Below are 22,541 nucleotides of genomic sequence, written 5' to 3' on the forward strand. Positions count from 1 at the left end.
CCCAAACCATTATGCAGGAAAAGTTGGCCGTAGACAATTTAACTATGACTTATCTTGCATAACTTGCATAAAAAGATAAACAGGAGGGCCCTGAAATGACTCTGGGAGTTGCTTTTAAATAGTTAGTAAGAATTAAATCCAATTGGGAGGCCCTTACTTTCCCCCAAAATACATTCCCATGGGGATCGATCTCCCCGCTTGGCAATTTACTTGTCCTTAAGTTTTCAAACAAGCCGTATTGAAGCAAAATTGGCATCGCTTTGACTCCACCGAGAGACATAAAACGACGACGGACTTTATCTGGAATCATTGGATGAATTCGTACCACAATCGTGGGATCAGAATTTCCGCCGTTAAGACCATATGGAGTAAAATAATCCATCGTGATGGGAATAATGTTTACTTTTCTTATTCGTTGAAGTCTGCGAATAGGACCATTCAATTGAAAAGGGCCTTCGCGGACGGGAGAAGCGGCGTTGTCTCGTGCTGGTCTCATCCCCTGAGGAAATAGGATAACCGATCGGCTACCCGTGGTCCCGATGATATCCATCAATTTATCAATGGGATCAATTGGGTTGGGATTATTTCTATTCCCAACGACAACAACTCCTTTATTATTGTTCAAAGCTTGAATAAGCCCAGGGGCAATTTTATCTGGCAAGAAATTTCCAGCTGCCATAAATAATATGGCATTATCTAACTTCAATTTGGCTATTCCATGCATATCAATGGAAGCGTCTCCATGATTAGGAAAAATGATATTCACTGTATTTGGGTCATCCAAAGGAGGCAAATTTTCTTTACCAACAACGGAAACTCGCTCACCTTTTATCGCTCCTAACAAACGAACACCTCGATTTATAACCGCCGTGATAGGTACGCTTTTTTCGTCCGGTTGATGATTTAGAATATGGTTTTGAGCGAAACGAGCCGCAAGTGGTAGCATAGACATACCTAGTTTCTTTACTTGTTTTAGAATGGCTTCAACAAATACTTTTGAAATACTTTTGGTTCCCAATTTATCATAATGATGAATATCTGTGATTGTTGCTCTCACTTTTGCGATGAACTTATTAAATGGAGTGACTCTATAAATATCTTTGGCTTGACCATATTGATTTTTATTCTCCACATAGTCGTTTTTATATTTGATAATTTCATCGTAGGATTTTTTCAATAATTCTAAACGACGACCTTCGACAGGACTTGATCGTAAAAATTCTATTTCTTGCCGCAAAAGCTTTAAACCAACAGCTATTTCCAAGTCCTGTGATTTTTGGTCGTAATCTTCAAATTGGTCAATAAATTCACCACCTAAATGAACTCCCACATTGACAAGATTGTAAAGGCTTCGAAATTCAACCGATCTGCTATTGCTTAATTCAAAAGGAATGTCTTCTCCTTTGTCGAGTAGCTCTTTCTCATCTGATGATAAAAGCTCGGAACGACGATGAAATTCAGCCATAAAACCTTCCGCAGAATATCCATGCTGTTCCAAAAATTTTTTGTTTTCAAATAACTCCTTTTCCAAGACTGTAATTTCTGCCATGGCTTGTTGAATTCGTAATTCCAGGGCTCGATTTTGTTCCCGCAAGGTATCTAATGGGATGTCAAATGGAGAGGACAATTCCGGAGTAACTAAATAGTCCAGATTTATAGCAGTCTCATTTTTGGCCCAATTCGTGGAACTAAAAATCAATAAAGAAATGACTAAAAAGAATTTATTAAAAAATGCCATAAGTTAACTACCGATTGCGAAAATCATTCCATTTCAATGATAATCAATCGCAAGTGAAGTTCAAAAATCAGTTTACCCATGGTGAAAAGTGTAGAACATTTAAACAGACGACTTAATTTTTAACACCTTTGTTTGCCTATAAGTTTAAACAAATCTTATAACTCATTTGGTGCTGATACTTGGGGTGATAAATCCTATAAATTCGCTCGATCGATTTTGAGTTTGTTTGAAACATTCTTTGTAGCAAATTGAAACATGAAAGAAATTTATCTAAAGAATATACAAAAAATTCCGATCTTAGTATCATGATAAAGGATTTCTACATGAGTCGCCTTATTGTAGCTTCACGCTTTCTGACTTTGTGTGTTTTTATGTTCCTAGAAATCGGCTGTATGTTGAGTTCCAGCCTTGTAATCGAAAAAGGGGAATCAACTAATCCTGAGAATCAGTCTCCATCTTCTCCAATCTCCTATGATCCTGATATGATTGTAATTGGCCAACCGAATTGGTATGCCGTCCAACCAAACTTCACCTATGATCCAAAAGTGAACACTTTGTCCAGTCCAAGAGATATGGTTAAAATTGGAAATAAATATTTTGTAACTGATAACAACAACCATAGAATAATCGTATTTGAGAACTCAATTTCTGGCACTCCCTCAATTGTTCTTGGCCAACCGAATTTCAATTCTGGTATCATTAATAATAACAATGGCTTTCACGAAACTTCAGCAAGAGGATTTTTGAATCCAACTCAAATAACCTCAAATGGAACCCAACTCGCCGTAGCTGACGCGAATAATAACAGAGTACTCATCTGGAACTCCATACCAACTACCTCCTTTCAATCTGCTGACATCGTCATTGGACAGGTTGACTTTCAACAACGTCTTGGAAATCGAGGGGAATCAACTCCAAACGCAGGAACTCTTTGGGGTCCCACAGGGGTCATTTTTGTTGGTCAGAAATTGGTCATTGCTGATCAGTCTAACCATCGTCTTCTTATCTACAACTCAATACCCAATACCAATGGCGTCTCTGCCGATTTTGTTGTTGGACAAGCAGACTTCAACGCTAACTCTATCAATCGCACAGGAAGCACTACTGTCCCTTCAAATAAAAGTTTATATTTTCCATATTATTTAAGTAGTGATGGAACCAGATTGTTGGTTGGCGACGTTTATAACAATAGAGTCCTCATTTGGAATTCCTTGCCAAATAGTAATGATGCTCCTGCTGATGTTGTTATAGGACAAACATCATTTACAAGTAACACCGCCTCCACTTCACAATCAGGTCTCAACCGTCCAAGACATATGCTAATAGTAAATGGTTCCTTATATATAAGTGATACAAATAACAACCGAATTGTATACCATTCTACGATTCCATCGTCTCCTGGAGCTTCAGCCACTGCAATATTTGGACAGGCATTATTTACTCAGTCTTCAGCAAATAGAGGGCAACTTCTTCCGACTTCAAATACTTTTTCCTTACCAACTTTCCTTGCTTACATTGACGGCTCCCTATGGGTTTCAGACTCGATGAATTCTCGTCTTCTTAAGTTTTCAAATCCGCCCACTCCAGGTAATATTGCCGAAGGCGCCTTAGTCAGTGCAAGTGAGGTTTGGGGGCAACCTAGTATGACAACGGGATATCCAAACCAAGTTACATCTCCAAATAAAAATGGATTTGGCAGAGTTTCAGGGGTCTGTGCTTATGCTGATTGGCTTGTGGCTTCAGATGTAGCAAATCAACGTTTCTTGGTTTTTAATCGATCTGATATAACCTCTGGCGCTATTTCGGTCATTGGACAAATGGATTTTAATTCGAATCTCGCTAATCAGGGGGGTGCCTCACCTGCTGCAAATACATTGTCGGTAAATTCTTCTGGATTAGATCCTTCCTGCGCCTTTGACTCTAAGGGCAGATTGTATATTTCTGATAATGTAAATAATCGAGTTTTAGTTTGGAACCAAATTCCCTTAACCAACGGAGCTAATGCTGATTTTGCCTTTGGACAGACAAATTTTACAACATCAACGGCACAAGGCTGTACTGACTCTGGACTTAACAAACCGACAGGCCTTGTTGTCGTAAATGATAAATTGGTAGTGAACGATTATGGATATCATCGAAGTTTGATTTTTGACGTGTCACTAACCAACTTAAAAAGGTCAGCGGATTTGGTTATAGGAGCTCCAAATTTCACTTCTTGTTCAGGAGGAACCTCCTCTACGCTCTCCAAATATCCTTGGAGTGCAACTTGGGATGGAAACCGTCTTTATGTTGTCGAATATGGAAATAATAGAATCATGGTTTATAATTCCTTTCCTTCTTCTAACGGTAAAGCTGCTGACTTTGTTATTGGCCAACCAGACTTTACAAGTGTACTTTCCGGCACTTCAGCAAACAGATTCCTGAAAGGCACTTCCGGGGGGGTAAGAGGGAGTCCTACCGTTTTCAATGGTTTTCTGCTAACGCCTGATTATTATAATCAAAGACTGCTTGCTTTTGATATCAATCTATTAACCAACGGAATGAATGCGAGTTATGTTTTTTCTCAACCTGATTTAAATTCGGGGCTTCCGACAGTTTCACCTGGAAATAATTCCAACACTGCTTTTAACCAATTTTGGCTAATCATGGGCATTCATAATTTTCCAGATGATGACTATATTTGGATTTCAGATTCTATAAGACTTATTCGAGTAAAGAAATCCAAACTCTTTAATTATTCAAATTAACTGCACACATACTAGCAGCAGGGTCTTTCGTGCATACATAATCCTTCAGGGTTTTCATTTCGGTTTTCAGCGCTTTGGATTCTAATTCAAGCTCTTCAATTCTTTTTTTCAAGACATTATCAACTGAATGAAGCTGTTGAATTCCTTTTGCTAGGAGAGCCACCATTTGCGAGTATTTAACGCCCACAATTTTTCCAAGACTAGATTTCTGAGCAAAACGTTCATCGATTCTGATTGCCTCTTCAGCAATAAAACCAATTTCCTTATATCCATTCGATTTCAATTCATAAGCTACGGGTTGCAAACGAAGGATTTCTTCCAATCCGATATCAAGAGGTTGAATGTTTTTCTTAAATTTTTTAAGGGAAACACAAGCGTCCATGACTCCAGTTGTTCCGTCATAACAGACCGGAGCCGTTGTGCCTCCGTGAGTTCCAGGGAAACCGCCACTTATCGTCCCCGCATTTAAGTCAAGTTCTGTTCGTGGAGCGGTAGTCCCAATTCCGACTTTTCCGGCATTATCAATTATCATCCGATCAGTGCCATTCACATAAAAGTAAAGGTCGGCTTGTGGTTGATTGTTAGAGTGAATCCTTGCTCGAAGCGTTCCGTTAAAATCTTTCCATTGCAGGTCGCCGGGATCATTCGGGAAGGCTGCCAGCGCTTGGATAATAATACCATTTGCGCCAGAAGCATTCACGCGAATGTTACCATCGACTTCAAACTTTTCTGATGGCGTCGCCGTCCCAATACCGACGTTACCTGACTCATTGATGACCATTCGATCTATTGAAGCTGTGGCCCCGTTGGGTATCGTTTTAAATACGAGTTTTCCTCCATTGCTTGTGGCATCCCAAGTTTCAGTGGATTGAATGGCCATACTGGTTGGCGCTGCGTGGTTTGTAAATCCAACACCATTGTACCCACTTCCATAAAACCAGCCCAGATAGTCTCCGGCTTGAACGGCTGTGGGTGCTGCTTGTGTCCCGCGAGAACCTCTGACTTGTACGGCTCCTCCCCTAGGACCAACCTGCCCATATCTCGTAGCCGTTATCCCTCTTCCTGCTCCTTCCACAACTTCCAGAGCATCTTCTGGGGCTACGGTACCAATGCCGACTCTTTTCAAGGCTGGTTCCTCAAAAATACCCGAGTCCATCAACATCCCTGAAATTCCACTCCATTTTGCTAAATAATTCGTGGTTCCTGTCCCCGTTGAAATCCCATTACAAGAGCTTATCAATGCAATCGAGGGATTGGTGTCATCTATGGTAAATTTTTGAGTCACAAGAACAGGCGGACTAGGTTTACTCAAAGAGCCCGGGCCTACTTTAAATTGAATTTGCCATTGCCCCTGCCAGTCTCTGGGATTGGCTCCTCCTCCACTGGGCTTTAAATTTATCAATTTAACGGTGTCTACAATCAAATCTCTAGCTCCATAGAGAGGTTGATTATTACTAGCCAAAAGCAATGGAGAGCTCAATCCACCAGAGCAACCAGAGTAAAGATTTGTAACAGCAATGATTTCACTTCCCGTCGTGTTTGTACTATCAAAATGAAGAGCTGCAAAATTGGCTAAATTTGGATTGGTTACATTGTTTTGAAATTGGCAACTGCAATTTGAAGGTTTGGCAAATGTAGAAAGGAGAGTATTGGTAAAATCAGTAATCTCCATTTTTTGGGATAAATATTTTTGATCCTTGTACTGGAAAATGATCATTTCCGAAATAAACCCAATAATGATGGCTCCGATTCCTGTGGCTACAATCACTCCTGCCAGACTAAATCCTTTTGGTCTTCTCAATCCATCCCCCAATTAAAGTTTGATTGTTCTTACTTTTTAACTGCATAATTATGATTTCCACAAATTATTTTGACACAGCGATAAGCGTAGTTCTTGTCATTTTCTGAGTCAAATTGATTCAGTTTAGAAAAATCAATTTCATTTTTTGGATCGAAATTTAATATTCTAGCTTCATTTCAAGAAAACCACACTATTTGTGAAAGACTCAAATATTTAAAATTAAATATTAATTTTCATTTCAATCTACCTGAAGTTTCTTAACTTCTCAGAACTCGCGCGAAGAGCTCGGCAGAACTAGACCAAAATTTAAATATTTGTTTCCAAAACGTAAATCATCTGGCGTTTGTTTCAAAATGAAATTTTAATTAGTTGAAGCGAAGTATTAACATGAAATTAATGGCCATTGGCTAAGCCGAAATATTTTAAACTTTTTACTTTTCAAACGAGGATTTTATGAAATTAAAATTATTTTATTTATTATTTATTTCCTTATTTGCCCTAGTCAATTGCTCACAAAAAAAAGACAATGGAAGTGGTGGACCTGTTGAAACAGTGACCAAATATGACACTCTCATTCAAGCTTTGGCGGAAGCCACTATCCAAGCTAATTCTACAGAAGAAATCAATAGTTATAGATCCTGCGATGGCTCGGCGGGTGCTCTTCTTTGGAATGATTCACCCGTTTGGAAAAATGGAGTAAAATATGGATTTCTTTCTGGGGGATGGTCAGAACTATGGGTTCAAAATTCAGATTGTAATAATGGGTTCTTACTTAATGGCAATGATGTTCTGCGCACCACCACTTCTTCGCTCCTGACGCTGCCAAGTTCTGGGCAAATTAAAACTGATACTTTGGGTGGCGTCTACCAAGGCATCACTTTTGAAAATGGGGGCGTTAAAATCACAAGGTTAGGGGAATCGAGAACCGTCGAGATGTCCCCTTCAGCCTCAGCACTCCATAAGACCTATACGGATAAAGCTGGAAGTACACTTTTTGATTTTTATATTCAACTTGATTTGACGATAACGGGAACACAGTTAAATCGAATCTATAATGGATTGGGATCATCCTCTAGGACTATAAATGGAACAGTCTTGGTCTATGATGCAACTTCTAAATATATAGCTAATAACTTATTTAGTGCTGTTACCTGGGGTGATGAATCCTGCTGTTACCCAACGAACGGAATGATTTCAACTTCATTTTCCGGTGAAAATATCCCAGCAAATTCATCTGTTTTAACTTTTACGAACGAGTGTGGAATTGGCAATCTCACTTTTTCGAACAATTCATCAAACGAAAGAATAGAGCTAAAAAGTTGTCAGTAATCAGTTCGAACCAACGTAATACTCTCCAATGGCATCTAATCCATTTTGTTTATAGACAAAATAAAAAGCTTCTTTTGAAGAACTTGTCCATTCCAACGTTTTTCCTCTGGTGCTACAACCCATAGAACTCGAAGGTAACATTAGCTCTGTAGCGGTACCAGAACCATTAGCTCCACTCACAACAAATTTGTAAAGTTTAGCGTTGCTAGCACAATAATAAAATACGGTTTTATTATCTCCAGTCTTTTTAAAATTATAATTAAAAATACTATGCGGAAGGGCCGCAGCTATGGAATTGACCCGACTGCCAATTATGACATTATCACCAGCTCCTACAACACTTTGCCTGACAAAATCTACCTTGAGAATGGAGTTCGAACCTCTCCAGCTCATAAAAAGAGAATCTTCCCCAGGTATGAATCGATGAGGTATAGTTGTCGAATGCCAGCTTGGAAAATTATTATCACCGGTTAGAATAGTGCCACCGACATTTGAGATTCTTTCAGTCACGCCACTATATCCAGCACAGTCTCCATCTTTTCCCATGACATGTTGAACCAGGGAAGTAGACAAATTCGTAGAGGTGATAGGGTTCAAATCTGGAATGCTTGTTGGAAGTCGCAGGGCTTTCATATAGCACTGTTTATAAGACCCCAGTTGATTACCCTTTGAATCTGTGTTTGCATAACTCCAGTCATGGGTAGTCGCTAAAATAGTTTTATTTCCCGTCCTATAGTCAATACCAAAGGCTGGTATCACCGCAGGGTATGCAGATGAGAAATAAGGAGATCTTGAGACCGTCGAGATATCACAGTTCATACCATTGTTATTATTGCAGGACGATGTTGCATTTGATGATAAAAAAGTCTTTGAATTATTATAAGCCCCCAAAATCATTTGACCAAATCTATCTCCTGAAGCGTTTCGATAAAAACGTGCAATTCCATTTCTGGGTCCACCTGAGGATTGCGAAAAAATATCCCCATTATCAGGATCGACAACAAAACCTGTGCTCCAATCCCAATATTGAATTTTATATACAGAGCCAGACATTTTCATATCCCCAGCTTTGGTACTTGAATTAAAGGAATTCCCAATGGCTGAATTTGAAGTTCCCCATGAGTAAAAACCCGTTTGACAGACTAAATTCCCATCACCCGGATTTATATCACATTTTCCTTCACCTTCATTTCCCATAATGTGGCGGATTCTTTGTCCTGGTTCAATTTCCCTCATGGCATTTTCTCTGGTATCAAAAACAATGATCTTTTGGTTTCCACTGGCTCCCCAAACTCCAAAATGTTCTATCATATTAAATCTAGCGGCAAAGGGACTTCCCTCATTGCCAAATTTTCTAGACTGCCCTAGTATCGTCCTGATCTTGTTATTGACAATGGCTCGAACTCGACCTCTATCATAAAAATAGGAAATATTGTCATCGGTTAAATAATAATCAAGTATATCCACATAGCAATCAGAAGCACGAGTTTCATCAAAACACTGCCCTCGACCATCTCTAAAGACTTTTTCCCATGTATTTAGGCTCGCATTATACCGAAGCACACCATAAGCATCTTGCATCACATGTAAGGCGCCTTTTCTGCTTTGTAAATGACTTGCATACCCCCATTTTCCAATAGGATTAGGATAAATCGTATTGGATCCACGAGATTTTCCACTTCTTGGGTTAAAGGTGAGCCCCGAAGGAATGATGGATTTATTATCTGCTAAAGGGACTCCCCCTCTAACCGCGATGGACTCGATATAGCTATTTGAAGGATTGAATAAAAGACCTGGCACACTTCGTAAATTGGTTTCACTCAAATTAAAGTATGGGTCTTGTTTAGAATTGTAAGCGCCGACGCCGCAAAGTCTTATTGGATAAATTCGATTCACTAAATTACCCTTTAAATCTTTGTTTTTAAAAACGGTAATATAAGGAGCCTTCCCAACTTCAGACTGTACCTTCTTATCAAACAAAGGAGCCGATGAAAAATAAATATCCCCATTTGGTAATGGCCACATGAAAGTACTATAAGCATCTGTATTTAAAAAATCATAATATAAAGAAGGAATTCCCTTTGTGTTGGAGGTTGAAAAACAACCTTCACTTGTTAAATATTTAAACTGCCCATCGGCGTTCTTATCAAACCATCCAACCTTATCCGTACCAGAAACCAAACCACTATCTTTAAATCTCTCCAACCCAGGTTTGACTCCAACAAGGGTTGAAATCTTTCCATCTTTCTCGACTCGACGGATTCTGTTTTTTTCCAAAATTAAAAGTCTATCTTTATAATCCAATGCAATTCTTAAGGGCACAGTTTGCGCTTCACTGATATCCTGATCCTCACCGGGTTGAACATTTAACGATGGATTTCCTTTTTTAATATATACTTTGCTCTCGCCATCAGACGGATCAACAGAAAGAATTCCAAACTTGTCATCCCTGATGTAAACACGTCCCCAAGAGGTGACCACAATAGATCCAGGATTTGTTCTTTCGGTACCACCACCACCAGCGTATGAAAAAATAGCACTCTCTCCACTATTTCCAAGACTGTTATCCGTATTGCCTGCCACATTTCTAAACACTCCACTGTTCATAGGTGGGGTCGCTACGGAATTCACTAATCCAACATCATTGACAGCACGAACCCTCACACGAAAGTAGCCTCCCACAGGCAGATTGGCTCCGTTCCAAATATAACACCCTGAATACTTTTGATCATCTCCATCTGCAAAACAATTCCCATTTTGAACATTTATAATATTATCAGTGGTAACCGGTAAAAACGTTTCTTCGTCGATAGTATACTCTAAGACTATCCCTTTGGTTTCTTTAAGCTGACCTTTTCCATTTGGTAAGATTTTCCATTTTATAAAAACGCTTGAACCAGAAATAACACTCAGCTCTTCCCTTGATGGAGGGATCGACGGGCTCTTCGTATTTGCCGCAATCACTTCTCTGATTTCAGGGGGTTTCACAATCACTAAATTGATTGAAGTTTTATCTTTATTTTGAAGACCAGTACCATTTTCAATAACAGAAATATTTCCCGCCGAATCCTTTACCCAAACTCTTATTTCATGAGAATAAGGAACAAAACCAATAAAAATAGGGGCTTTGGTGACTTTTAAATTTTTTGAGGGCTCGATATCGACATTTGCAAAAATCTTCCAACATTCAGCATCCTCGGTAGGAGCCACTGAAGAATCCACTTTAATACAGTATTCAGTTACTGGACTGAAAGAATCCGAAGCTTCAAAAGACACGCCCATATAACTTCGATTTACTTCAATTTTAGTAAAACCCTGACCAAGATTTTGAGAAGTCTGATCATTAACAGATAAAGAATTTGCTAAAATGACTGGTGGCGAATTATCTACTGTAAAGTTGCCATCAGTCTCCTTGGTGTATCTGGTTCCAAAAGCATTTGTCGTTGTTAGTTTTATCTTGTAGGTATTAGATTCCCAACTTAATAAATCGCTGACTTCCCAATCATACTCCATGAGGCTCGCCCCCATGCTCGGAATCGAATCGGCGACAACTTCCCACGTCGCCCCATTCGTTCGACTAAACTCTATTTTCGTTGAATAAAGTCCTTCATCTTTTGCATCAACGGGTTCAAGGTACCATTTAATCTTGTGCGTTTTCCCACCCTTAACGTACTCTCCACCCAAAAATGATTTCATATTTAAACCAGGAACGTTTATTTCAGGATCAATAGGATTATTCAAACCAGGATCCCCCGTCACTGGTACTGATGGCATTAGTGAAAAAAGTTTCTCTGGGTCCCCGTCTTGGACCCGACTTGAGCAGGACATAAGTAATAGTAAAACACAGCTGCCTACGATTTTGTGTAACTTACAAGTTACCCTTTGATTAATGAAACTCATTATTCACCTGCCTTAAACGACAAGATAGATTTTACTTTTCCATCATCATCAATAAAACGAAGTCTGTTTTGATCTACAAAAAAGACTCTTCCCCACTCCGTTACAAAAAAATCTTTAATACGAACTTGGCAATTTCCTGAAGGCGTATCATTGGCACAGTAGCTGGCACCTGCGCCAAAATCAGAAAGAAGTGAGAGCCAACTCGATCCCGCTTCATTACTTGAAATTTTACTTAAAGTTCCCTGAAGAGCGTTCATCATAAAAATTTGCCCTGAACGATGAGAAGAGAAAATGACATTTCCCCAATGCCAAGGAGTAAAAGATTGGATCTGCTCTAGAAACTGTCCCTTGCCATCAAAGACAAGGCTCACCAAATCATTGCAAGTTTTAGATGCGCCAACACCGGTTGGAGCGCAAGCTCTTAAATATATTTTTTTAATCTCGCTAGTTTGAAAATCAAAAACAGCAGTAGAAACTCCATAGACCTCTAAATCTTTTAACGAGTCCCCATTTTCGGTAGTTAATTCTTCACCTTTACTGTTGACCGTTTTCATTGTCAGGGTGCTGATTCTTAGGCTTTCAGACCGATTTGGATTATAAAAACGAAGACTAAAAACATTCCCACTGGCAGGTTTTAATTGTTTCACCGGATCTTCACTAGAGAACATCAAGGACCCGTCTGGCAAAGAAGAAAAACTTCCAAACCATCGCAAGTTATCAGAATAGGTAATTTTTAAATCCGTAGCGGATTTATCATCAGAAGTTATTTGACTTCCGCCACCAATGAGATCGTCAAAGTGAGGACTAGCTGTTGATAAATTGGTTACTTTTGAAATAAGGACGTCTCCAGTTTGGGTTTTATCCATGACCCATAAATCCTCATTTGAATCCAAAGCTATACGAAGTGGATCATAAACCCGAGCTGTTGCCGTTCCCCCCGTCAGATGATTTCCTTGAGGGATTAATACCGAATAAGTGCCATTATTTAAATCAAAACGAAGAATTCCTTTTGGTGTGCCATTATGTTTTATATAGGCCACTCCAGCGGAGGTAACAACCAAAGATCCAGGATCCCCCATATTAAGAGCACTGTCTCCACTGGCGTATTTGGCAATGGTTCCAGAGGCCGAAGCATTTGAATTTAATGTTAAATCAGCATCAAAAGTAGGAGTCAGGGTGTGAGTATCAGGGTTCCAAAAAGAAGACCCGGAATGAGAAACTGAGCTTTGCGAAAGAACCACTTTGTCTTTACCTGCTAAACCATAGGTTGTCACGTCATCAACCGTGTTCGATGTCATTGTGGATACATTGCCTGATTGATCTTTTATCCACAAATAATAATTAAGACTTGCTTTGGCGGTAAATCCTAAAAAAACAGGAATGGATACAATTGTCATATCTTGTTGAGAATTTACAGAATACACAGGGTTAAAAGGCATTGTTGAAACCCAACAGGAATCATTCTGGTCGGGAGTTGTGGTTTCTAATTTAAGACATAAGTGACTCACTCTATTTAAATTATCACTGGCTGCATATAATTCTAACTCAATAAAACCATTTAGATTTGATTGCTTAATTCCAAAACCTTTTTTAGGTGAGGGTTGAGACGTGGCCAAACTTGGAGAAATGGAATCGATAGTAAAGTAACCGCTAGACTGTACTGTTCCAGATTGATTATCCAGTCGCTTACTCGTAACTCGAATTTTAAAATCAAGACCATTTAATAAAATAGGATTTCCGGAAGCATCCAACAAACAGTTTTTACCTTCAACATGAGGACAAATATTCCATTTGTAGGAAACAATTTCGTTATCATTTGACACTATTTTGTCGGCTATCAACTTCCAATCAGCATCTGATTCTCTTTTAAATTCCAACTTGCTGTAAACAGATTTAAATTTGGCATAAGAAATATGAGTTCTATATTTAACATAGTATGAATTTCCACCTTTTAAAAACTCATTATTATTTAAATTCAATAAATCAACAGAAATAACTCCATTTACATTAGGGTCGCCAAACTTATCGCCTCCCTCCGAAGTACAGGTTCTGCCGATGGAAGGATCTTCATAGCAATTTCCACCCGTTCCGCTTCCTCCGCTTCCAGGGACTGTTGAATTTGAATCAGAATTTTTTGGATTTTGAGTGGAGCTTCCATCTGAAAGTAAACCATCTTTAGGATCGCTAACACGAGAATCACAAGCACCAAAGAATAAGACTCCTGATAACAAGAAAAAAACATAAAAATAGAGTTTCTTCATTTTTACCTCCCCACGCAACGAACACTCAGTTCAGAGGTTTTTGGTTGAATCCTTCGATATCCATTTCCAATATTAATAACCCATGCCTTATCCACTTCCGCCGAAGAACTCGTTGCCGTCCATTCCTCACTTCCGACAGAAACATCGGGTAAAACGAATCTGAGTCCATTGTGATTTGCTAACATGTAGTCGTACATTGTAGGCAAACGCCAAAACACCCTGCCATTATTTTTTTGAGCTACTGGCAAGGTGGCAAGCCCAGCCTTACCAGATTGATTTGTCCCCGTACTCATAAATCCATATGTGGCCGAGGCATCATCAGCGATAAATCCATTAAAACCTTCAATACAAGCGCTGATAGGGTGCTTATTTAAATTATTCTGGTATCCGTCAGAAGAATCACATATATTTGCAGGGTCATCTTCACGAAATTTCTCATCAATGAGATTGCTATTGCTATTTCCAGAGGCCTTACACCAAGTAAGACCGATAGTTCCTGATACCTTGGAGCTCCATAATAATCCTGTAGAATTGTCTTTCCAAACTTCATAGTTAACTCCAGGAGAAATATTTTTTCGAGAAATTAACGTCCACTTTCCCTGTCCTGCATTTCCTTTTAAAATCCCATCCCAAGTGGTGTTTACACTCCCAAGAACAGTCCGACAGTTGGCTTCTTTAGCATCCATAGTTCCGTTATTTTGACCGCAACTGGTATCACCCCATGGGGTCACATTATCATTTAGTTTTCGATTAACTTTATTGCTATTAGAAATTTCTTCAGAGTCAGTAGCAATTTTAGGAATGAACCGATAACTTGTAGGAGCTGCCGACAACGGATTATAAGAGGCCTCAACCTCACTAAAGGGAGGCGATGGTGGCCGAGGTCCTGGTGGTTCTTGATAGACCATCCTCTTTATTCCGGGATCCCGATGGGCTCCAGAACCCCAGTAAAAACCTTCCGTAACAAAAGTTCCCATGACACCATATATTTGCTCACCGGCCTTGATGTTACTTGCTACCAAATAACCAGTTGATTGATCTTTGGTGGAAAAATTAAAAAAACAATTTCCAGAATTATCATCATCACAATTTTTAGCTCTTCCCCCGTAAGGCTGATCATAAACCCAATTTCCAATTTTACTTGGAAAACAGGCTACCTGGTTAATAGCATCATCAACCGCAGGATCTTCATTACAAGTTTTTACTCTGTAAACTATTTTATAGGTACTCGGATTGGCTGTATCTACTTTGACCCAACAGGCTGAAGTGAGAACCTGCCCAACGACACAATCAGCAGCTCTTCCACCATAGGCCGTGGTATGTAAATAATCTCCTTCTTTAACTTCGCAGTAGTTTTTCACAATAGAATTGACATCACATTTTTTAAAATCAACTTGATTTGGATAAAAATAATTATTACCACTTTGATACCAACAAGGCCCGGAAAAACTAGTCCCTGTTTCCGCTGTAGTTACCGGTGTGCAAACTTGGGATCTCCCTCCGTAGGGAGTCTGATAAGCGTTTTTATTATTTGTTTTTAAAATACAGGTAGAAGGATTTATCATTCCATTGACTAAATTTGATGAAACACACTGAGCTAACGATTGATTATCCAGATCTCCGCTCACTCCAAAAATGGATTTACCTTTGGCAATATTTGTTGCTACTAAATCTAAATCATTCAAAGTGACCGTTTTATTTTCATAAAAACCTACGGGCACAGTGACGCTTTTACTTCCTGTTGACCCAATAAGATTAGTTCCTATCTGAGTATGACCATTAAATTCAGAATCATAGGTATAACTTCCTTTTTGATTCACAATACACTCACCTGCGGCACTTGCACCCTCTATACATTTTTGAGAAGTGGTAGGAACAGGCACAACAACGGTGTTGTTATTTGAAGGTAAAACGTTGGCATCTCCGTTAACAGCGGCAGTTTCTTTTTTTTCAATTTGGTCTTTCTTTTCACAAGAAATTTGTAGAAGAAAGAAAATGGTTATTCCAATATATTTGTACGACCTATACATCGAACCCCCGCTGTCATCCCCCGGTTGATAAACTTATGGTTTCCGAGTTTAGTTGAAAAGGCCCATGCCTCTGCTTTATTTGAATTATTTATTGTGGCCGTCCATTCAAATAAACTTGAATTACCAGAAAGCGCTTTTCCCATGTCAGGTAAAACAAATCGAATCCCATTATACTCGGCCACTTCATAATCATAAACACTTGGTAACCGCCAACCTACAGCTGGTGTTGATAACGAAGAAAGACCACTTTTACCTTCTTCGGATGGATCCAATTCAGTAAACCCTGTCCCTTCATAGCAGGCACTTATCGCATTTCCAGAGGTGTTTTGATAAAGTGAATTATCGCAATAATCGTTTGGATCGTTTTCTTGGGCAATATTTCCAGTTATATTATTATTACCTGAAGCCTTACACCAATTCGCATTCGTTGAGATAAGAGAACTCCACAATAAGCCAGTATTTTCATCTAACCAAACTTCACGGCCTCTATTGGCAAGACTTTGGCCACGGCGAGAAACCAGTTTCCATTTAGATTGCCCCGCATTTCCACGATTGGTACCATCCCAAACAGCATTAATACCAAAAACGTTGGCACAGTCAGAAATTCGAGAACGCGTGGTCCAGGAGTTTCCACTGGCATCTTTGGCTCCAACACCGCAAGAAGCGTTTCCCCAACCGGATCGATCGACGCCAGAAATTTCGGTAGCATAGGTTCCATCATTATCCAATCTAGCCATAGGAACTTCGCGATACCCATCTGATAACCCTGCATCTTTATCGCTAATTCCTGAATAAACAAAGGTTTCGTCAGAAATAGCCAGAGGGTAGGCGTAAGAATCTCGATGGGCACCGGACTTCCAAGAACCTTCGCCTCTAAATTTGCCTTTGATACCAAAAATAGTGACACCAGCCTTAATAACACTAGGAATTAAATTGGGCTCCAAAACATTTTTTTCAACGGTCAACCAACAAAAACCATTCTTATTTTTTAAACAAAGCGCTTCTCTACCTCCATACTTTTGAAGGTATACATATCCTGCCGACTTACTAACAATGCTAGAAGGATCTTCAGAATTATTGCTATTGATTCGAACTCGACAATCTGAATTTGTTTGTGAATTCCAGGAACACCAGTTACTCAAAAGATTCGAAGTAACAAAACCTCTACTTACTGTATTTATTTGATCGGCCCAACACGAAGTAGAATTTTTGCTTTCATCTGTTTTACACAAATTTGACCTTCCTCCATAGGGTGAATCATAAACAAAAAGACTTGGTCTGGCCCAACACATTCCTCCTACAGGAATAGGTGTTAGTGAATTTTCCATAGAAGTAGCACACTGAGGAGAAACCGTTTTTTGGACTGGAGAAGTATAAACTTTTGATGCTGAATCAACCCAACATCCGTTCTGAGGAATGGTGCTATTGTTTAATGAGCACAGATTAAATCGCCCACCAAATAGAACATCATATATATACAAATCTTTTGAAAGGGCACACCCGCCTACCCCAAAAGTGATAGGATAATTTCCTATATCACAAGCATCCGATCGCGAAATATCTAGGGTGCCAACAACACCAAATAAATTAACATCTTTCTTAATATTCCCAGCAACTAAATTCGCATCTGAAAAATTAAGATGCGTCCCTCCAGGAAACCATCCCACTGGAATTAAATCTGATGATTTATCGCGAATCTCGATATCAGTTAAACGATCAGGCCCCCTCCCACCATTTTCAGCTGAATAAAAATACATGTTCGTGGAAAGTTTGCAAATTTCACTATTAAAACCGTTCACTATACAATTAATTATTTCTTTTCCTGCCGGAATATTCACAGTGCCGTCTTGATTCTCACCTATTTCCGTTGTCTGACCTGAATTTGCTTCAGGTAAAGAATCTGAAGTACTATTGTTCGGTGAGCAAGCACTCATTATGAAAATCAAGCCGATCAAAAAGCTGGATAAAGAAAACTGAATTAACTTTTCAAATAAAGTAATTTTCATTCTTCTTCCCCCTCTAAAAATTTGCAATCTCGTCTCAATTTACCTTAAATTGTCTCTTTAAGTTGCTGTCCCTCAACTATGATATCAATTTTTATTAACACTTTCTACAACTCTGAAATTATTGAAAAAAGAATGTTCAAAGGTCTGTATCAAAATGATTTTTCAAAGATCAATACGCCTCAGTTCCTGGCTATTTCCATTTCTACTTTACATAGGCTAGGTCAAGATAGGAAGGAATCCAATTGAAACGTATCAAATAGATCCATTAATTATGGATCTATAATTCAAGCCATTTTAAACAGGCTATTAATACGGGTTCTAAGATTAAAATTGAAGATTAAACATCAACTGATCTAAATCAGCTTTTCGAGAAAGACCCGAAGAATTGCGAACATTTAAAGATTGTTTTTCGTAGTAGATTCCTAACTCCCATGGTTTAATTCCAATAAAAGTATAGGAATAACCAAGCTTCAACATAGTATGACCTTTAATAACATTGGACCCGAGGGATTGCGATCCTACGGAAAAATCGACTTTATGAAACTCGTTAATATTATATGAAAAATGAAGACCTAAACCCATTTGCCCCACCTGAATCGCGGTGTTACTAAAAGGATGAGAAAAACTTCGATAGGAAGTTAATAGATTTGCAAGAATATTAAATTTTTTCTGATACAACAAATATCCAAAATTAGTATTAAAATCAAAATACTCTAGCTTTTCTTCACTTACCCCATATGGCAATGTGGTTGAAGACCCTACGCTGACTTGATATTTATTAGCCAAGAGTTTACTCCGAGCGTAAACCTGAGCTGCAAAAGAAGAACTACTTTTCTTGGTATTTCCATAATCCGCATTTTCAATCTGTAAAGATAGCGAGTCCATTCCCAGTGCGAAGTTGACATCAAAAGTCGAAGATATAAATGCCGCCAGTTTTAAAATATAAGATTTTTCAGAGGCAGATAGGGTTTTATTTTTATCAGTCAATGAATCTATTTTTTCTTTTAAGTTTACAATTTCTGTTTGAAGTCCCGATATAAATTTCTGATTTTTATCATATTCTGCATTCGCAGCCAAAATCTCAAACTTATAATCTCCCTTATGTTTAATAAGAATACTGCCAATAACTCTATCAGCATTATTTGTATTTGGAAGCTCATACAAACGCCATCGTTCACCTTTTCCTTTGTAATCAAAAAAAGAAGATGAAACAATTTCAGCATCCTCTGGCACTGAAATAACAATAGCTTTAGGTTTCTGTGGTCTTTCGATGCAATTTACTCCTACAGCAAAATTCGGCGAATTTTCCTTTTCGACCTTTAATTCAGGAAATGCGGATCCACATTGATGGTAGAAAATCTGAGTTTTATCAAATTTATGAGTCAATTTAATTCTTAACTTAACACCCATACTATCTTTGATTTCAATTTCATTTTCTAAAAAAGACGAAGTGAATTTTATATTTCTTCCCGACCAAGAAATTCTTCCGGTTTTAGCTGTAACTTCTTCAAGAGTTAATCTTGCAGGAACTTCCAATTCTACATAAAATGAAAATGCATTCAAGGGAACTCCTATATCTTTTGAAACCTCCTGAAAAAGTTCTTTTTCATTAATAACCTTAAAATCTTTCATGAGTTCTACGTCCAAGGGGTTTTTATTCTTTATTTTATAAAGTTCAATTTTAGCAAAAGAACTCAGCGGTGCATAACTAAAAAAAAATAGAATGACAAACCAAAGACTTTTCTTACACATTTTATCTCCCCATCTTAATTTAATAAGAATAACCAAGGCCGACACTGAGTTGCGAATTTCCCAAAATATACTTTCCGGAATTGTTATTGAAAGAATAATCAAATTGATGATACTGACCACCCCAATACAAGGTAGAAGACCATTTTTTTGAAAAAACTCTAACAATTCCAATCACCCCATCAAGAGATACCCCCGAATGAACTCTTAATTCGCCATGGCTTCGAACTGGTACCTGCAATCTATTTCTCCATATAAATGTTAAATATTTAGTCGCAAAGATATCAAAATGAAAACCAGCAGATAGGGTGTCAACACCTTCATTATTTATAGTGTAACCAGATTCATTTTGAACCATAAAAGGCATCGAATGAATTTGATATGAAAAAATAATTCTTGGTTTCCATTGATACTTTAAAAAAACAAAGTCCTCAGGCATCAAGTACTCACCACCAATATTTGTGTAAAACCACTTAACATGATTATTATTTAATACCAGTGAGTTTGAATTCATGTTGGAAGTAGGATGATTTTGATACTCCATTTTATATCTAAAATCTTTATTTATCTTGATGGTCGCTTCAACTAAAAAAGAGGGTCCGCCAAAGTTTCTAAAATCTACAGGCTCTATATTTTGAGGTGGTTTTTGCTGAAACACTAAATAATTAATACCTGAACCAAAATAAATACAGTAATCACAATCTGTACCTAAAAAATCTGTATTCACTTTTTTACTGGAGGTGTTGCTGACTGGTGATTTAGGAAGGACTTCAGCAGAGGAAAAACAAAACACCATTAAGAAAAAGGAAATTAATTTAGTCACATTTATATACTACAGCACTAGACTAAAAATGGTCAATTGGTAATTTATTTTACAAAAGCACTTCCATTTTACCTAGCTCACTCACTTTGACTTTATAAATAACTGTTTGGTTTTTACCAAGACTCAATTTAGCTTCAGGGAAAATAATTTTTTCTAGACCAATGATAATAGTTGTATTAACGACAGCATCCTGTTCATTTCCATACTGATTATAAAGCGTCACCTTTACTTCGTATTCGCCTGGAATAACTTGATTTGATGTCCAAATCTCAGCTCCAGGACCATATCTTGAGTCTAGAACAAATTCCCCAGACATCCCTTCATACTTTCGATTTTTAAAGTTAAAGAGTTTCCCTAATGGATTTTTTACTGTTAAATCAATGTCGTGCTTTTCTGTCTCCCACTTTGAAAAAATGAGCATATAGTTTTTAGTTTTCAATTCTTCATTTGTTTTTTTAAGCCTAAACAAATCTTGCTCTGACTTTTTAAGCTCTTTATTCATTTCTTCTAACTTCTGACTCAGTTCTTTCATTCTTTCAATCGGTTTGCCGTCTTCACCAATGACATTATTTTTTGCTTCTAAATCATTAATTATTTGTTTTAACTTTTTGTTTTCCTCTTCTGTTTTATCAAAAAAAGCCACCTTGCTTTTTAAAACTTTTATTTCATCTACTGAATTGTTTTTTTCTTTTTCCATATCACTTGTTTTTATTTTTAAAATATTTAGCTCTTTCTCGATTTTATCGAGTTCTTCTGAAGTTATTTTTCTATTTTGACTCACTTTTTTAGTCTCGCCATTTAAAGAACTTGAAATTGCCAACAGTTTTTCAGTTGAATTCCCGGTATTTTCTTTCGCTATTGAATACATTAAAACAAAAAAACCAAATAGCAATGTCATCAAATCAGAATAACTAACTAGCCATTTTTCATCGTGATGCATCTGGTGGTTTTTTTTTCTGTGACCTGAATAGTCAAATGGCATATCTATTTCTTTCTATTTGCTACTTTTTGGAAGTCATAAACTTCCAACGCAACTGTTTTATCGTTATCACCTATATGTTCATCTGGGGTTTCATCTTTGCCGTCTGAAGCATCCAATAGAACTATCTCTTTGATAACATCTTTAAACATTATTCTTTCCTTCAGGGGAAATTTACTTAACATGAAGTCATAGATATGAATTCTGGAGTATTTTTCTTTTATCAAATAAATAACATCAATTACAAATTCCCTCACTTTTTGTTCTTCTTCCGCTTGCCGAAGTGCCAAATCACTGAGTGGTAGAATGACAAAATTTGCACCTGCAATCCCCCAAAAAGTAGCAACTAATGCCGTGGCCATGGCCTTTCCAATTTGCTCCGTTCCACCCGCAGATCCCACTTGCTGCATCATTTCGATCATCCCCGTGGAGGCTCCTAAAAGACCTAATGCTGGAGGAAACTTTGAAATTGCATTCAAGGTTTTTGCATCATCAAAATATCTATCTGTAATAGAATCTTTTAAATTATGCAGGAGAGCCATCAATTGTTTTGTAGAAAGTTTTTTTTTAGAAAGAGCCACAAAGCACTCTTTGGTAAATGGATGACTAAATTCAAAATTTGACATATTAGATTGTTGAAAATAGGACTCAGTGGCTTCAACAAGCTCGATGGCCATTTGAAACTGGGTTCTATTTCTCTTTCTTCCCGATAGATAAACTCCAAAAATAATAAAATCAGCAAGATCGGCAAGCTTTTTAAAAGGATAGGATACCAACGTGATCCCAACCGTTCCAAAAATAACTATCATGAGGGCATGAAAATTTAAATATAAAGCAGGATTGACGGCTGGCTCTATAACACCAAAATACAAAACATAAAAAATGATCAACGAGCCTAAAAAAACGCTCGATCGGTTTGGCAAAACCATTTGAAATCCTCCCAGGATCTTGAGGGTCCATTCTGAAACTTTCCTCAGAAAACTCTCGGTGATTTTACAGCAATTATTAAGTCCAGAACTAAAATTAGCTCCGTTCTGGGCCATGGTCTTTGACTTCCTTAAAGATAAAATTAGCTTAGAAAAAATTCTATTTTTTTAAAATCTCAGATTGATTCAATTAAAATACGGTTAAAAACAACTATTATATCTCAAAATGGGAAATATTACCATTACTTAAGT

Annotated in this window: 12 protein-coding genes; 2 read left to right on the forward strand and 10 right to left on the reverse strand. The window is 37.9% G+C overall.

The annotated features are described in order from the left end of the window. Nucleotides 1-49: 49 nt before the first annotated feature. Nucleotides 50-1,738 (reverse strand): hypothetical protein, encoded by a 1,689-nt coding sequence (locus tag J0M15_05935; GenBank protein ID MBN8536573.1) that lies wholly within the window; start codon nt 1,736-1,738, stop codon nt 50-52. Between the two features lie 323 nt (nt 1,739-2,061). Here J0M15_05935 and J0M15_05940 point away from each other — a divergent pair, with 323 nt between their 5' ends. Further along, nucleotides 2,062-4,485, forward strand: coding sequence for a hypothetical protein (locus tag J0M15_05940; protein ID MBN8536574.1), 2,424 nt, complete (start codon nt 2,062-2,064; stop codon nt 4,483-4,485). Here the strand turns inward: J0M15_05940 and J0M15_05945 are convergent. Then, nucleotides 4,469-6,286: a tail fiber domain-containing protein gene (locus J0M15_05945; GenBank protein ID MBN8536575.1), complete on the reverse strand. Its 1,818-nt coding sequence runs from the start codon at nt 6,284-6,286 to the stop codon at nt 4,469-4,471. The two genes, J0M15_05940 and J0M15_05945, sit on opposite strands and share 17 nt — an antisense overlap. A gap of 453 nt (nt 6,287-6,739) precedes the next feature. Between J0M15_05945 and J0M15_05950 the strand changes: the two genes are divergently transcribed. Further along, nucleotides 6,740-7,615, forward strand: a complete 876-nt coding sequence (locus J0M15_05950) for a hypothetical protein (protein MBN8536576.1) — start codon at nt 6,740-6,742, stop codon at nt 7,613-7,615. On the opposite strand, the gene J0M15_05955 is transcribed toward J0M15_05950, so the two are convergent. The 8 genes from J0M15_05955 to J0M15_05990 all read right to left on the reverse strand — a co-directional run bounded on the left by J0M15_05955 (nt 7,616) and on the right by J0M15_05990 (nt 22,406). Further along, nucleotides 7,616-11,389, reverse strand: coding sequence for a hypothetical protein (locus tag J0M15_05955; protein ID MBN8536577.1), 3,774 nt, complete (start codon nt 11,387-11,389; stop codon nt 7,616-7,618). A gap of 125 nt (nt 11,390-11,514) precedes the next feature. Further along, nucleotides 11,515-13,776: a hypothetical protein gene (locus tag J0M15_05960; protein MBN8536578.1), complete on the reverse strand. Its 2,262-nt coding sequence runs from the start codon at nt 13,774-13,776 to the stop codon at nt 11,515-11,517. 2 nt (nt 13,777-13,778) lie between these two features. Continuing rightward, the gene (locus J0M15_05965; protein MBN8536579.1) at nt 13,779-15,806 is read right to left on the reverse strand and encodes a hypothetical protein; all 2,028 of its coding nucleotides are present in this window, start codon (nt 15,804-15,806) and stop codon (nt 13,779-13,781) included. After that, the gene (locus J0M15_05970; protein ID MBN8536580.1) at nt 15,776-17,812 is read right to left on the reverse strand and encodes a hypothetical protein; all 2,037 of its coding nucleotides are present in this window, start codon (nt 17,810-17,812) and stop codon (nt 15,776-15,778) included. Before J0M15_05970 ends, J0M15_05965 begins: the two co-directional genes overlap by 31 nt. A 324-nt stretch (nt 17,813-18,136) precedes the next feature. Beyond that, complete coding sequence (locus tag J0M15_05975; protein MBN8536581.1) at nt 18,137-19,564, reverse strand: hypothetical protein; 1,428 nt, start codon at nt 19,562-19,564, stop codon at nt 18,137-18,139. A 19-nt stretch (nt 19,565-19,583) separates the two neighbouring features. Beyond that, nucleotides 19,584-20,384 carry a hypothetical protein gene (locus J0M15_05980; protein MBN8536582.1) on the reverse strand — a complete coding sequence of 267 codons (801 nt, stop codon included), beginning with the start codon at nt 20,382-20,384 and terminating at the stop codon, nt 19,584-19,586. 49 nt (nt 20,385-20,433) lie between these two features. Next, nucleotides 20,434-21,366 carry a hypothetical protein gene (locus J0M15_05985; protein MBN8536583.1) on the reverse strand — a complete coding sequence of 311 codons (933 nt, stop codon included), beginning with the start codon at nt 21,364-21,366 and terminating at the stop codon, nt 20,434-20,436. Between the two features lie 2 nt (nt 21,367-21,368). Continuing rightward, nucleotides 21,369-22,406, reverse strand: a complete 1,038-nt coding sequence (locus J0M15_05990) for a MotA/TolQ/ExbB proton channel family protein (GenBank protein MBN8536584.1) — start codon at nt 22,404-22,406, stop codon at nt 21,369-21,371. Nucleotides 22,407-22,541 lie beyond the last annotated feature (135 nt).

The organism is Deltaproteobacteria bacterium (genome assembly GCA_017302835.1).
GTDB lineage: Bacteria > Bdellovibrionota > Bdellovibrionia > Bdellovibrionales > Bdellovibrionaceae > UBA2316.

Excerpts from the sequence above, each read along its gene's own strand:
- J0M15_05935 (MBN8536573.1), bottom strand. The coding sequence starts at position 1,738 with ATGGCATTTTTTAATAAATTCTTTTTAGTCATTTCTTTATTGATTTTT.
- J0M15_05940 (MBN8536574.1), top strand. The coding sequence starts at position 2,062 with ATGAGTCGCCTTATTGTAGCTTCACGCTTTCTGACTTTGTGTGTTTTT.
- J0M15_05950 (MBN8536576.1), top strand. The coding sequence starts at position 6,740 with ATGAAATTAAAATTATTTTATTTATTATTTATTTCCTTATTTGCCCTA.
- J0M15_05955 (MBN8536577.1), bottom strand. The coding sequence starts at position 11,389 with ATGCCATCAGTACCAGTGACGGGGGATCCTGGTTTGAATAATCCTATT.
- J0M15_05960 (MBN8536578.1), bottom strand. The coding sequence starts at position 13,776 with ATGAAGAAACTCTATTTTTATGTTTTTTTCTTGTTATCAGGAGTCTTA.
- J0M15_05965 (MBN8536579.1), bottom strand. The coding sequence starts at position 15,806 with ATGTATAGGTCGTACAAATATATTGGAATAACCATTTTCTTTCTTCTA.
- J0M15_05970 (MBN8536580.1), bottom strand. The coding sequence starts at position 17,812 with ATGAAAATTACTTTATTTGAAAAGTTAATTCAGTTTTCTTTATCCAGC.
- J0M15_05975 (MBN8536581.1), bottom strand. The coding sequence starts at position 19,564 with ATGTGTAAGAAAAGTCTTTGGTTTGTCATTCTATTTTTTTTTAGTTAT.
- J0M15_05985 (MBN8536583.1), bottom strand. The coding sequence starts at position 21,366 with ATGCCATTTGACTATTCAGGTCACAGAAAAAAAAACCACCAGATGCAT.
- J0M15_05990 (MBN8536584.1), bottom strand. The coding sequence starts at position 22,406 with ATGGCCCAGAACGGAGCTAATTTTAGTTCTGGACTTAATAATTGCTGT.